7 protein-coding genes are annotated in these 15,503 nt (G+C 36.8%); 6 read left to right on the top strand and 1 reads right to left on the bottom strand.

Going from position 1 to position 15,503, the window contains the following annotated elements; all coding sequences use genetic code 11:
• Nucleotides 1-75: 75 nt before the first annotated feature.
• Nucleotides 76-4,164 (bottom strand): ATP-binding protein, encoded by a 4,089-nt coding sequence (locus CWD90_RS17835; protein WP_103477430.1) that lies wholly within the window; start codon nt 4,162-4,164, stop codon nt 76-78.
• Between the two features lie 222 nt (nt 4,165-4,386).
• Between CWD90_RS17835 and CWD90_RS17830 the strand changes: the two genes are divergently transcribed.
• From CWD90_RS17830 to CWD90_RS17805, 6 genes are all read left to right on the top strand, one after another.
• Entirely contained in the window at nt 4,387-5,751 is a 1,365-nt protein-coding gene (locus CWD90_RS17830) for a Gfo/Idh/MocA family protein (protein ID WP_103477429.1), read from the top strand.
• A gap of 274 nt (nt 5,752-6,025) precedes the next feature.
• Entirely contained in the window at nt 6,026-6,700 is a 675-nt protein-coding gene (locus CWD90_RS17825; RefSeq protein ID WP_103477428.1) for a TonB-dependent receptor plug domain-containing protein, read from the top strand.
• Nucleotides 6,646-9,042, top strand: a complete 2,397-nt coding sequence (locus tag CWD90_RS17820) for a SusC/RagA family TonB-linked outer membrane protein (RefSeq protein ID WP_103477427.1) — start codon at nt 6,646-6,648, stop codon at nt 9,040-9,042. The genes CWD90_RS17825 and CWD90_RS17820 overlap by 55 nt, the downstream gene beginning before the upstream one ends.
• A gap of 10 nt (nt 9,043-9,052) precedes the next feature.
• Nucleotides 9,053-10,561 carry a RagB/SusD family nutrient uptake outer membrane protein gene (locus CWD90_RS17815; RefSeq protein WP_103477426.1) on the top strand — a complete coding sequence of 503 codons (1,509 nt, stop codon included), beginning with the start codon at nt 9,053-9,055 and terminating at the stop codon, nt 10,559-10,561.
• 109 nt (nt 10,562-10,670) lie between these two features.
• The gene (locus CWD90_RS17810; RefSeq protein WP_103477425.1) at nt 10,671-14,063 is read left to right on the top strand and encodes a VCBS repeat-containing protein; all 3,393 of its coding nucleotides are present in this window, start codon (nt 10,671-10,673) and stop codon (nt 14,061-14,063) included.
• 44 nt (nt 14,064-14,107) lie between these two features.
• Nucleotides 14,108-15,487, top strand: a complete 1,380-nt coding sequence (locus CWD90_RS17805; protein WP_103477424.1) for an aryl-sulfate sulfotransferase — start codon at nt 14,108-14,110, stop codon at nt 15,485-15,487.
• Nucleotides 15,488-15,503: the final 16 nt, after the last annotated feature.

Genomic DNA, 15,503 nt, shown 5'->3' with positions numbered 1-15,503 from the left:
CTCCAAAATATTTGTTTGCGTCAGTTTAATAATTATGGTCGTAAAAGTTGTTAGTATCTAACTAAATTCTAAACGCTATAAATCCGATACCCCACTACCCTCTACTTTTCCCTTTAACCTTCTCGGATTCTTACCAAACTCCTTTTTAAAACATTTCGAAAAATATTTAGGGTCGTTGAAGCCTACCAAAAATGCGGCCTCTGATACGGAATAATTACAATCGGCAATTAAAATAGCTGCTTTTTTAAGCCGCATGGTCCTAACAAAATCTACTATTTTCTTGCCAGTCAAAGCTTGGAATTTTCGATAAATCGCAGAATAGCTCATGTTTAGGTCGCTCGACAAATTCTCCAGCTTAAAATCAGGATTAATCATCTGATTTTCAACTAGACCAACCAATTTTTCAAGAAAAATTTCATCTTGGGATTTACCTGGCCCACCCTTTGGGGTACTTATAAGATCGTTCTTATATTTTAAAATCAATCGATCACCTCTTGTGATGATGTTATTTACTTTTAACACTAGCTCGTTGATATTAAAAGGCTTATTTATATATTCAATGGCACCAGTACGTAATCCTAGTATTTTGTTTTTTGATGTTTTTTTTGCGGTTAGGAGTACTATAGGAATATGAGTGGTATGCTCATTTTTTTGAAGCTTGGCACTCATTTCTATACCATCCATTTTTGGCATCATAATATCACTAATTATCAAATCTGGGTTGTGCTCCAATGCCAAGGCATAGCCCTCTTCCCCATTTTCCCCTAAGAGAACATTATAGTAATTACTAAAAATATCCTTCAGGGATATTTGCAGTTCATAGTTATCCTCTACCACTAATATAGTTTTGGCCAGTTTCGTATTCCCTACTGCATAGATTTCCTCCTTTATTTCATTGTCAATATCCTCTGCTTCAATAATGGCATCCGCAACTATTAAATCGCTTTGTAAACTGTCCTTCCTATTTTCATCAAGAGGAAATCGAACACTAAAACATGTGCCTTTTGAGGTGTCCGATTTTACATCGATCTTACCGTTATGTAAATCAACCAGTTCTTTTGTCAGGGCCAAACCTATTCCAGTACCTACTTTTTGCTTACCTGAATCGGCCTGATAAAACAATTGAAAAATATTTTCTAGCTCCTCCTTTGGAATTCCAGGACCTGAATCGGTTACAGATATTTTTACATTTCTTTCCCAATCCTCTACTATTACATCCAAAGTTATTGCCCCACCCTTGGGGGTGAATTTGAAGGCATTGGACAGGAGGTTAAAAAAAATATGTTCCATTTTATCCTTGTCGTACCAAATTTTCAGCTCTTCGCTGGGATAGCTGCATTTAAAACTGATCCCTTTAAACGCCGCCTGTTCTTCAAAAGAATTGGAAATATCCTTTAAAGCTTGTACAAGATTATTTTCTGTAGGTCTCAATGTCAACTTCTCCAGTTCCTTATCGCGTAGTGATGTAAGTTCGAAAACGATCCTTGATAATCTATTGGCATTATTGGATATTAAACGAAGACGTTGTTGTAAAAGAACATTGCCGCTTTTCCTAGCCCGGTCCAACATATTTTCCAAGGGAATCAATATCAAGGTCAATGGCGTTTGAATTTCATGGGACATTTTGGCAAAGAAGTCCATTTTTAATGCATATAGCTCCCTTTCATGTCGGTGTTCCAGCTCATCGGCAATTACTCTATTTCTAAATCTAATCCAGATTATGATACCGTATACTAGACCAATTAATAAAAGTGTATAAAAAAATTGAGCCAGAGGAGATTTCCAAAATGGTTGTGAAATATAGATACCTACTGATTTCGGTTCAATGTCCCATTCACTATTTCCAGAACTGGCCTTTACTTCAAAAGTATAATTTCCTGGAGGTATGTTTGTATAGGTGGCCAAGCGCTCCTTTTCGGAGAAAATCCAATGATCATTGAATCCTTTTAATCTGTAGGCATAGTTGTAATTGGCAAAAAGTACATTGTCTATTGCCAAAAAGCGAAAAGAAAATGAGGACTGGTCATGATCCAGTTTCAATTCCTCTATCATTTCAACCCCTACTTTGGTTTGATCTGGAATAACGGAATTGGCAGGTTGATTTAAAATATCTATTTTTTCTATAAATAAATGAGCAATAGTCTCCTTCTTTACGATCTCACTAGGCTTAAAATAATTCACCCCATTTAATCCCCCAAAATAGAAATTTCCATCCTGTCCTTTATGGGCACTTCGTTGCATAAAGGAATCATCCTGAAGTCCATCACTTTTTTTAAAAACCCTTGAGATTGAATCCCTAACATTCAAATTCCATATGCCATTGGTTGAACCCAACCATAAATTACCCTTATTTTCCAATAAAACAGACCTAAATATGGTGTTGTCATAAGTTCCCTTAATCCTAATATGTTCAAATTTTTGATTAGCAATACTAAACTTCACCAAATCCCCATTCACGGTAACCATCCAAATAGTATTCTCTCCATCAGATGCCATTGACCAAATGTCATGATTTTTGTTGGCAACATTATTATCGTTAAGATCAGAAAACCTAGTGAACCTTGACTTTGATAGGTTATCTATATTTTCATTAAACCTAAATAATCCACCTCCATTGTAAGCAAGCCAAACAGTACCCGAGAAATCTTCTACCACGGACTGTGAAATTGACCCAATTAATCCAGCAGTACCATTTTCAAAATAGGCCAACAAGGTAAAATTATCCGAATATATGTATACCCCCAGGTCTGTTGTCACCCACATTCTTTTCTTAGAATCTTTGAAAATAAAACGAACGTCCAAGACCATATTATTTCTTGAATTCCGCAGCGGGACTTTAGAAAACTTATGGTTCAGGTCGTTGTACACCCATAATCCGTTCTTATAGGTCCCTACCCATATATTACCCTTATGATCCTCATTTATGGAATGAATATAATATCCCTTATGATCGATGGAATTTTCAAAGAACTGTTCCTCTTCACCATTGGGTGCTATTTTGGTAATACCCTCTCCATCGGTTCCTATCCATAAAGTACCCTCTTTTGTCTTATATGTAGATAAAACTCTAGCAGGTTTGTCTTGTTTAGATCCAGAATGATAATGCACCTGGCTATTCTCGTTCCTTAAAATGTTGAGATTTCCGTAATTAGTAACCACCCACAAATTGTCATTAACATCCTCATTTATGTCTATTACAGTATTACTGCTAAGCGAAAAGTCATTTAAAACATTATTCTTAAAGATGTCTATTTTGCCTAATTCTGGATCAATTCTATAGAGACCATTTCCATCCGTACCTAACCATATATTACCATTGAAATCAGTATAAATGGCCATAAAAACTTCATTCAACTGGGATGCCGTATTATTTTGAAAGATTTCGTCCTGAACAAAGCTATCTTTTTCAAAATCATAAACTTGCAAACCAAAGCTTGCATATGATGAACATATCCAAAGCCTATCTTTATTGTCCAATGTTAAAAGAGCGCTTTCGGGAAGCATATAATCATAAAGAACATCTAGGGTATCCAACTTACGATTATCTAAGGAGTATGAATAAATAGGTCCTAAGTAGGTACTTAAAATTAATTCCTTGGATTTTCTGACAACCATGGATATAATTAGGGATCCATCCAGGGAAATATTGGGAATAGTTGTTATACTATCCATCCGAGCATGGACATGATTGTAAGCGAAAACAGACCCTTTTTGCGTTGCCAAGAAAAGATTTTCTCCAACACTTTGTGTCAGATACGTTTTATGTCTATTCTGAAAACCTTGTACTTTATTATCAATGGAAGAAAATTTACCATTTCTTTCTAAATAGGATAATTGTCCATTTAAGGACAATACCCAAATAGTACCGTGGTTATCTTTAGTTATTCTTTTTACAGGGTCTGTTGAATTTTTATCTTTAAATATTTTGGAGGAAGGAACAAACTCAAAATTATAACCATCATACTTGGAAACCCCATTTTCGTGAGCCAACCAAACAAAACCTAAACTGTCTTGGACAGTGTGGGTCACTTTTACACCCTGGTTCTCTAATCTAAAGGGTAAATGAATGAAATTAGCACCTTTTTGGGACAATACATGGGGACTAAAAAGCACTCCCAAAATCAGGAACATCCATGTCTTCAAAATAATACCTTCCCTTCTCATATATTTCGATATAATCCCAATAAACGCTTTTATAGAGCTTTAACAAATGTACCCTAAAAATACCTCACTGTAAAAGAGGAATATTTACTTAAAAGGTGTAAATATTCGGCAATATGGCTCTTTTTCCAAAAATTTACCCCTACAAAGCAAAAAATATACACTTTTATCATATACGTAATTTTAATATTTGTTTAACATTAATTAACCCTTAAAACTAGATTGATGAATCATAGAAGAAACTTTATTAAAAAAACCGCCATTACGGGTGCCGGTATTGCTTTACTTCCCAATCTAGGTTGGACCAATTCTTTGGCCAAAGACCTACAAAAATTAAAAGTAGCTGTAATTGGTGTTGGGCTAAGAGGAACCAATCACCTTGACAATCTTTTAAGGAGAAATGATGTAGTTGTAACTGCCATTTGTGATATAGACCAAAACCGTATTGATATTGCACAAGACCATATACAAAAAGCAAGAGGAAAGAAAGCGAAGGCTTTTGGAAAGAATGAACACGATTATAAAAATCTGTTGGCGCTACAGGAGATAGACGCAGTGGTTATCGCCACCCCTTGGTTATGGCACACCAAAATGGCAGTAGATTCCATGAAAGCGGGTAAATATACCGGTATTGAAGTATCGGCTGCCAATACCTTAGAGGAATGTTGGGATCTTGTAAACACTCATGAGGAAACTGGTTCCCATCTAATGATATTGGAAAATGTAAACTATAGACGCGATGTACTTGCCGTTTTGAATATGGTAAAGCAAAATGTTTTTGGTGAACTATTGCATTTTAGATGTGGTTATCAGCACGATTTACGAGGGGTGAAATTTAATGACGGGAAAACGGCATATGGCAAAGGTGCCGAATTTGGAGACAAAGGTATTTCAGAATCGGCATGGAGGACACAACATTCCCTGTTAAGAAACGCCGATGTCTATCCTACCCATGGTTTGGGACCAATAGCCGTTATGGCAGATATCAATCGAGGAAATCGATTTCTATCACTTACATCACATGCTACAAAAGGTGTTGGCTTGCATAAATATATTGTAGATACCGCTGGCGAAAATCATCCCAATGCGAAACTAAAGTTTAAACAGGGAGATATCATTACCTCTACCATAGAAACTTCCAATGGAGAAACAATTATTGTTACCCATAACGTAAATAACCCCCACCCCTATTCATTAGGATTTAAAGTTCAAGGGGCACAAGGGCTTACGGATTTCGACTATCACACACAACGAATCCATATCGAGGGCACCACTGAAGGCCATGGTTGGGAAAATATGGATACCTGGTTGGAAAAGTATGATCATCCCTTGTGGAAAAAATTTGGCAGTAGCGCCACTGAAGCCGGTCACGGAGGAATAGATTTCTATGTTATGAACGCCTTTATAGAATCTGCCAAGGAGAATATCGCACCTCCTATGGATGCATACGATGCAGCTGCCTGGAGTGCTGTTACCCCGCTATCTGAACTATCCATTGAAAATAATGGTGAACCACAGGATTTCCCTGATTTTACCAGAGGTACTTGGATTAAGAGAAAGCCATATAACTGGATTAAGGACACGTATTAAACATTGGTTATTACACCATTTAATGATATTTTGAGTTGTTTGAGTTAGTTGTTTTTTAAAGACCCGTTCCATGCAAATGGAATGGGTTATCCAACTAAAGATCTAGCCCAATCCACTTGAAAACCTAAATAGTATTTAATGATTTTATATTTATAATAGTTGCAGACAAAAAATCAATAACCCAAAACAAAAGCCCCTTATGACGTAAACCTTATTAATTGTTAAACACTTATTAAACTTTAAGATCAACTAAATATTAACTTAAATTAAATCAATGAAAAAACTAATTTCAAAAGGATTTATCCTATTCATGTTAGTGCTCACTTATTCAATTCAAGCACAAAACAGTGAAGTGCAGGGAACTGTAACAGATGTTTCGGGAGTTCCCTTGTCGGGAGCCTCCATTACAGTAAAAGGAACCTCAAAGGGGGTTATTGCGGATTTTGATGGAAACTATTCCATTAATGTTTTAGATTCCGATGTGCTATCCATTTCTTATTTGGGTTACTTAACCCAAGAAGTACCAGTAAATGGTAGAAATTCAATTAACGTGTCTTTAAAAGAAGATGCAAGTCAGTTAGATGAAGTAGTTGTAGTGGGATATGGCACCCAAAAGAAAATTAATCTGACCGGGGCCATAACTACAGTTAATGCAGAAGAAATAGAGAATCGACCTATTACCAGTGCAACACAGTTATTATCTGGATTGGCCTCAGGAGTTTCGGTTTCGCAAACTTCAGGTAGACCAGGAGGAGACGATGCCGCCATTAGAATTAGAGGTGTTGGAACACTAGGTAATAACAATCCTTTAGTATTAATCGATGGATTGGCTGGATCTTTAAGTAATGTAAACCCATCAGATATTGAGAGTGTAACTGTTCTGAAAGATGCAGCATCAACCTCAATTTATGGGTCCAGTCCAGGGCAGCTAATGGTGTTATACTTATAACAACAAAAAAAGGAAAGGAAGGTAAACTTACCGTTGCTTATGACTTTTACTCTGGTGTACAAAATGCAACAAGATTAACGGATTATGTAACAAATTCAGCAGACATGATGGAGTTGTATAATCTTGCCATTCAAAATGAAGATCCTACGGCCTCGCCATTTTTTACATCGGCTCAAATTAGTGAATTTAGAACTGGAACAGATCCTTATATCTATCCTAACACAGATTGGAATGACCTTTTGTATAGAACTGCACAAATCAATTCACATAACGTAAGAATAGGCGGTGGTAATGAAAGTACCAGATATTCCTTTTCCGTAGGTTATTTAGATCAAGATGGGGTGCTCTTGGGGACTAGTGCCCAACAGTACAACGTTAGGTTCAATTTGGATTCAAAAGTATCGGAAAAATTCAATTATTCTGTCAAAATATCCGGCAGACATGATGATGTATATGAATCTCCTATGGGATCAGGAACTTTGACCGGATGGGTAAATAGAGCGAAACCATATTACACCGCTCTTCTCGAAGATGGTAGATATGGTGATACATGGATCGGAAGTGCTTCTCAAAATGCATTGGCAGCTGCCCAGAATGGAAAAAATCATATCGGTGAAGATAATATTGTATTGAACTTGTCCGGTGAATATGAGATTTTAGAAGGCTTTAAATATAGAGGTACAGTAGGTGTATCCAAAAGAAATCAATTCCAAAAAATATTTAGACCGGAAATTTTCACCTACGATCCAAAAACTTTTGAGGCTCGACCATTAGGTTTTGGTGGTTCTGCCCTATCTGCCGATAATAGAGCTTTACAGGATACTGATCTAACTTTTATTAGTACATTGTCGTACGATAAAACCTTTGCAGAAAACCATAACATAGGATTATTAGGAGGTTTTCAGCAAGAAACAAGCAAGTTTGATTATTTAAGAGGTACAAAAGCTGGAATTCCTAGCAACGCCCTTCAAGAAATAAATGCTGGATCCATAGACCCCACTGCTGAAGGATATTTGGTGGAATTCGGTTTACAATCTTTCTTCGGCAGGGCAACCTACAATTATAAGGAGAAGTATCTATTGGAGGCCAATTTTAGGTACGATGGTTCTTCTAATTTTGGACCAGGTAACAAATGGGGCTTTTTCCCATCAGTTTCAGCGGGATGGAATATTTCCGAAGAATCATTTTTAAGGGATAGTAATATTGTTAATAGCTTAAAATTAAGAGGTTCTTGGGGACAACTAGGAAATCAGGCTATTGACCCTAACCAATACAGCGCAACGTATGCTCTAGGTCAAAATTATTCCTATGGAGGTTCACTAGTAGGTGGAGCTGCACAGACCAGTTTACCGAATACAGAGGTTACCTGGGAGACTTCTACCCAAACTGATATTGGAGTTGATCTTTTGGCCTTTGGTGGAAAACTGGGATTAGTCGTTGATTATTTTCATAAATTGACAGATGATATTTTAAGACCGGTTAGTATTTCCTCTGTTATTGGAGGATTATCACCCCCAACCGTAAATTTGGCTTCGGTTAGAAATTCTGGATTTGAATTTGCATTGACTCATAAAAATACCATCGGCGATTTTAATTATGGTGTCGGTGTTAACCTTACCACTATTGATAACGAAGTTACAAAGATTCCAGCCCCTGCCATTGGTGGATATACTAGAATAGCCGAAGGGAGCCCCATTGATGAATTTTACTTGATCAAAATGATAGGTATTTTTCAAAATGAAGCAGAAGTAACTGCTCATGGTGCGCAACCGACTGCTAAACCAGGAGATGTTAAATTTGAAGACTTTGACGACAATGGCATTATCGATGCAGGGGATAGACAGGCAGTAGGAAGTTCAATTCCAAAGCTAACTTATGGTGTAACGTTGGATGCTGGTTATAATGGCTTTGACTTTTCAGCCCTGTTCCAAGGTGTTGAAGGTGTAGATGCTATTACCGAACACGAACAAAAACCCTTTTTTAATGGAGCTGGTATACCAACATTCTGGCAAGATAACGCTTGGACAGCAGAAAATCCAAATAATTCCTATCCAAGATTAACTAGGTCCAGCAACTATAACGTCAATGCATGGCAAGATTCTTCTTTCCTTCTTGAAGATGCTTCCTTCCTCAGGATAAAGAATATTCAACTTGGCTATTCCTTTCCTGATCAGTTGCTAGAAAAATTAAGTTTGGACAGATTGCGTGTTTATGTAAACGCCCAAAACCCATATGTAAAGACGGATTATAGAGGATTAGATCCGGAAAAGAGCGTTACAGCTGGTAGGGGATCTTACACCAATGTAAGTATATATTCATTGGGTCTTAACATTTCACTTTAAAAAATAAACTATGAAAACAATAAGAAACTATATTTATTTACTGTTGGTATTAGGCCTGGTTTCATCTTGTGACAAAGATGTTTTAGAGGTAAGTTCGACTACCCAGATTTCTGCCGAAACCTTTTGGAAGACTGAAAGTGACGCAAAACTGGGGATTGACGGGGTTTACAACAGATTACAAAGTTACGCATCAAATTATTTATACACGGATGCAGTTGCGGACAATGCTTACAGCAATTACCCTTGGGAGGGTTTTAAAGCCATTGCAGATGGAACACATGATGCACGGGGACCTGGATCGATTGACTGGTTTTGGGATGATTTCTGGAAAGGTATTGGACGGGCAAACACATTATTAGATAATATTGATGCCGTTGAGATGGATGAGGCCATAAAAACCAGAATGAAAGGGGAAGCCTTATTTTTAAGAGCATATTTCTATTTTCAGTTAACAGATTTTTATGGTGGAGTTCCTCTAATTTTAGAAGCCCCAAAATTGGAGCACGGAGCATTACCAAGGAATACGAAAGAAGCTGTAGTGGATCAGATTATCGTTGATTTGAACGCTGCTGCCGGGATGTTGGAAACAACGGCATCCGAAACTGGAAGAGCTACTGAAGGTGCTGCAATTGCTCTAAAAGCAAAGGTTTTGTTGTTTAATAATCGAAATGCAGAAGCTGCTGTTGCCGCTAACGAGGTTATGGGCATGGGCTACAGCTTATTTCCCTCCTACCGGGATTTGTTCAAGGAAGAAAATGAGAATAATGAAGAGGTGATTTTTGACGCACAATTTAAATCTCCAGAGGTTGGTAATTTCTACGAGTTATATATTGGAGCTGATGGTGGAGGAGGCTGGGCCTCAATCATGCCTTTACCGGAATTGGTAGCTGATTATGACATGGTAGACGGCTTACCAACAAGTACTTCTCCATTGTATGACCCTGCCAATCCCTACGAAAATAGGGACCCTCGGTTAAAACAAACCTTATTTGTACCTGGATCTACCTACAATAATGGAGTACCCTTAAATGATCTAAATACATACACTGGTTTCGCTTTCAAAAAATATACAGAATATGATGAAGACACCAATGTAACACCGACTGGTTACCCAACCACTACTGGTTTAAATGTTATCATTCTAAGATACGCTGAGATATTGTTGATCTATGCAGAGGCTCAAAACGAAGCGGTTGGTCCAGATGCCAGTGTTTATGCGGCTCTAAAAGAGTTACGCTCAAGACCAAGTGTTATGATGCCGGATATTCCTGCCGGACTTTCACAAGCACAAATGAGAGAAGTTATTCGCCATGAAAGAAGAGTGGAGTTGGCCATGGAAGGAAAACGATATTCAGATGTAAGGCGATGGGGAATTGCAGAAGATGTTATGAACGGAATAGTTGATCCAGGTGGAACAAGGACATTTAATCCATCGAGAGATTATTTATGGCCGATCCCAGGAAAACAATTCGATTTACCCGATAATACCTTGGAGCAAAATCCAAATTATGGTGAATAATCCCATGATATAAAGCTTTAATTATAAAAATGAGGTCGGATATTTATCCTGGCCTCATTTTTTTGTTACTCCAATCCTATTGTGGTATTTTTAATATAAAAGCAGCTAAATGTTATTCCTAAAATATACTTTGTTAATTTGTCTTGTAGTACTCTCGGTCCTTTCATGTTCCGATGTGAACAATAAAGATAACTCCGAGCACGATCAACATTCAGATTCGCTATTCTCAATAATTTCACCAGAGAATTCTCAAATTAATTTTAAAAATATATTAAAGGAAACCACTACAATGAACGGTTTGTTTTATGAATATTATTACAATGGCGGCGGTGTATCCGCGGGAGATCTGAACAATGATGGTTTAGTAGACATTTATTTTATATCCAATTTAAATTCCAATAAACTCTATTTAAACAAAGGTGATATGAAATTCGAGGATGTTACCGATATAGCCAATCTTGAAGGAAAATATGGCTTTCCCACGGGGGTAACATTTGTTGATATAAATGGTGATGGAAAATTGGATATTTATATAAGTAAGTCAGGAAAATTCAGTGACCCGGATAAAAGAAGAAATGAATTATATATTAATAAAGGTAATAATTCAGAAGGAATACCGGTTTTTGAGGAAAATGCAAGAGAATATGGGCTAGACCTGCCCCATTTTTCGACTCAAGCATCTTTTTTTGATTATGACAAGGATGGAGATTTGGATATGTTTCTTATAAATCATGGAATTACCCTTTATCCAGATCAAGTTATAGAGGAATACCTAAAAACTGAATCCGAGTATAGAGGAGAAAGGCTTTTTCAAAACAATAATGGAAAATTTAAGGATGTTACAAAAGAAGCTGGTATCATTAATAATATGTTGGGATATGGTTTAGGAATTGCCATTGGCGATTTGGACAATGATAATTGGCCGGATATAATTGTTGGACACGACTATTCCGAAAAAGACCATATGTATTTAAATCAAAGAGATGGTACATTTAAAGAGGTGATACTGCAAACCACCAGCCATATTTCCAATTTTTCCATGGGAAATGATATTGCGGACTTCAATAATGATGGCCTGTTCGACTTTATTTCCTTGGATATGATGTCTGAACATAATTTTGATATAAAAACAAGTATGAGCGGCATGAATCCCTCTAGGTTTTATAAACACGTAGATCTAGGATTACATCATCAGTATATGTATAATGCTCTTCAAATTAACAATGGAATCCATGGTACATTGCCACGATTTTCAGACATTGCCCAGCTATCAGGAGTTTCGAGCACCGACTGGAGTTGGGGTCCTTTATTTTTTGATATGGATAACGATGGTTTTAAAGACTTGTTTATTTCCAATGGTATAAAAGGGGATTTTCGAAACAACGATTTTATCAACTATCGAAAGCAACAACAAGAAAAAATAATACAATTTAAAAAAGACGGAAAGACATTTGATCAAAAGGCCTTTATAGATGACATTATGGCCCATATGCCTAAAAGGAAAAAAGAAAATTATTTCTACAAAAATAATGGAGATTTAACTTTTAGCTCAATCGGCTTAAACAACAAAGATGTTATACCCACTAGTTCCAACGGGGCTGCCTATGCCGACCTTGATAATGATGGCGATGTAGACCTCGTTGTCAATAATTCTGACGATTTTTCCTTTATTTATAAAAACAACAGTGTAGAGCAAGGGTTGGGGCATTATCTCAAGATAAAATTAAAGGGTCCAGAAAAAAATCGCTTTGGTATTGGTGCTAGAATAGTATTGTCCACCGAAAAAAGAAATCAATATTTGGAACAATATTTAACTAGGGGATTCCAATCTTCGGTTTCAGAAATTTTACACTTTGGATTAGGTAAAGCGAACCAAATAGATCTTCTTAAGGTCATATGGCCCGATGGCAAGGTACAGTCTCTTAAAGATCTAAAGGCCAACCAACTAATTACCTTAGACTATAAAGATGCCATTTTAGGAAAAGATACTCCTGAGAAAAATTCCAAATTATTTTTAGATGCAACTCATGAAGCTAAAATTGATTATCGCCATATTGAAAACCATTATGATGATTTTGAAAAAGAAATTTTACTGCCCCATAAAATGTCCAATTTTGGTCCGGGAATTGCAATTGGAGATGTCAACAAAGATGGGCTCGATGACTTTTATGTTGGAGGCGCCAAGGGGTATAGTGGCGAACTATATCTTCAAAACAATAAGGGCACCTTCTCTAAACAGCCCAACGAGACTTGGAAAAAGGATGCAGTAAGTGAGGATATAGGCGCAACATTCTTTGATGCCGATGCGGACGGTGACCTAGACTTATACGTGGTAAGTGGAGGAAATGAATTTGAGCCTTCGGATAAAAGACTTCAAGACCGTCTATATATAAATGATGGGCACGGTATTTTCAATAAAACTGGTAATTCACTTCCTAAAATGATTACAAGTGGAAGTATAGTAAAACCATTTGATTTTGATGGAGATGGTGATATTGATCTATTTGTAGGGGGTAGATTGGTTCCTGGCAACTATCCTCTACCCTCCAGAAGTTATTTATTAAAAAATGAATCTAAAAATAGTACAATTGTTTTTACAGATGCTACCCAAGAACTTTTACCAGAACTATCAGATTTAGGAATGATAACAGATGCGGAATGGGTAGATGTAAACGGTGACAACATTAAAGATTTAGTAGTAGTTGGCGAATGGACTCCGATATTTATATTTGAGAATACTACTAATGGCTTCAAAAATATTACTGATTATTCTGGCTTATCCAATAAAACCGGATGGTGGTATAGTATCGCCAGTGCGGATATGGATAACGATGGAGATATGGATCTTATTGCTGGTAACTTGGGCACCAATTATAAATATAAGGCCAGCTCTGATGCCCCTTTTGAAGTTTATTCAGCTGATTTCGATAAGAACGGCACTACGGATATAGTTTTAAGCTATTTCGACTTAGGAAAGGCCTATCCACTTAGAGGTAGGTCGTGTAGTTCTGAACAGATGCCATTTATAAAGGATAAATTCCCAACATACAACGCCTTTGGGGCAGCCACTCTGGGTGAAGTATATGGTGAAGATTTGCAAAATTCACTTCATTATAGTGCTACGACGTTTGCAACAAGTTATCTGGAAAATATAGGAGGCGGTAAGTTTGAGGTAATACCCTTGCCGAATGAAGCGCAATATTCTTCATCGAATAAAATTTTATTGGATGATTTTAATGGTGACGGTTTAAATGACATTCTATTGGCTGGAAATTTATATTCTTCAGAAATTGAAACCCCTAGAAATGATGCCGCCTTTGGATTATTACTCATAGGAAATGGCAAAGGACATTTTACGCCATCACCAGGATATAAAAACGGATTATACATTAGTGGAGATGTAAAAAGCATGGAACCTATCCAGTTAGATCAAAATAGAACAAAAGGAATAATTGTAGGCAAGAATAATGACGCAATGCAACTTTTTAAGCTTTTAAAATAGTTTATATATTAATTTTCGAGATCAATAATAACTTACCCGCTATAATGGAACATAAACTTTATAGGATACTCTTTTTTGTTTTTGGTACCACCATAATTTTCTCATGCGAAAATGATGACATTAATAAAAATTCCGAATCGGAAATCATAATTATGTCAGAATTAAAGGAAGCTATTGAAATGTATTCACCAAATAAATTTCAAAACGGTTATACCCTCATTGCACCGCTGACTTCAAAAAACACCTATCTCATAGATATGGAGGGTTACATCGTCAATAAGTGGACAAGTGAGTATACACCGAATAATTCAGTGTATTTATTGGAGGATGGGAGCCTTTTAAGAACTGAAAAAACTGGCAATAATCCAGTATTCTCTGGCGATCGCGGACACGGAGGCAGAATAGCCAAATATAGTTTTGAGGGGCAATTGACCTGGGCCTGGAACTACAGTTCTGACCAATTTTGCCAACATCACGATATTGAAGTAATGCCGAACGGGAATATTTTGGTAATTGCTTGGGAAATAAAGACTGATCAAGAAGCGCTTGAAATTGGTAAAAATCCGGAATACATCAATCCGAAAGGGGTTTGGCCAGAACATATTATAGAAATTGAACCAACGAGAGCCTCTAGCGCAAAAATTGTTTGGGAGTGGCATCAGTGGGATCATATTATTCAGGACTTTGATGAAGAAAAAGACAATTTTGGAAATGTAACTTCACATCCTGAATTAATTGACATCAACTTTTCTCAAAGTATTGATATGGACATCACCCACTTTAATTCCATTGATTATATTGAAGAACACGATCTTATTGTCTTAAGTGCCCACCATTATAGTGAATTGTGGTTTATAGACCACTCAACTACAACCGCGGAATCGGCAACACATGAAGGAGGTAAAAGAGGCAAAGGAGGAGATTTGGTCTATAGATGGGGCAATCCTCTAGCCCACAAAAATGGATTGCCTTCCGAACAATTATCATTTTTACAACACGATGCCGTATGGTTGAATGGACTCCCTTCCAACGGTGGCAATCTTATGTTTTTTAATAATGGCGATGCCACAATTGACAGAGCTTATTCAACGGTTGATGAAATAATGCTTCCGATTGATGAAAATGGGAACTTCAAATTGGCAGCGAATGCTACGAATGGTCCAATATCTGTTGAATGGAGATTTCAACAAGATGACTTTTTTAGTAATGTAATATCTGGAGCACAGCGCTTAAAAAATGGAAATACATTAATATGTGAGGGAATGAAGGGTATGTTACATGAAGTGACTACAGATAAAGAAACCGTTTGGAAATACAATCTTCCGCTACCAAAAAAGACAATTTTTCGTGCGTATAGATATCCGAAGGACTATCCAGCCTTTTCAGGCAAATTGATCAATAGGTTGGAGATAGATATGGAATAGTCTATTTTATATTCCT

The organism is Arenibacter catalasegens, assembly GCF_002909235.1.
In the GTDB taxonomy this organism is placed as follows: domain Bacteria; phylum Bacteroidota; class Bacteroidia; order Flavobacteriales; family Flavobacteriaceae; genus Arenibacter; species Arenibacter catalasegens.
The sequence above is the reverse complement of the archived record's forward strand: the minus strand, read 5'-3'. Positions and strand labels throughout refer to the sequence as shown.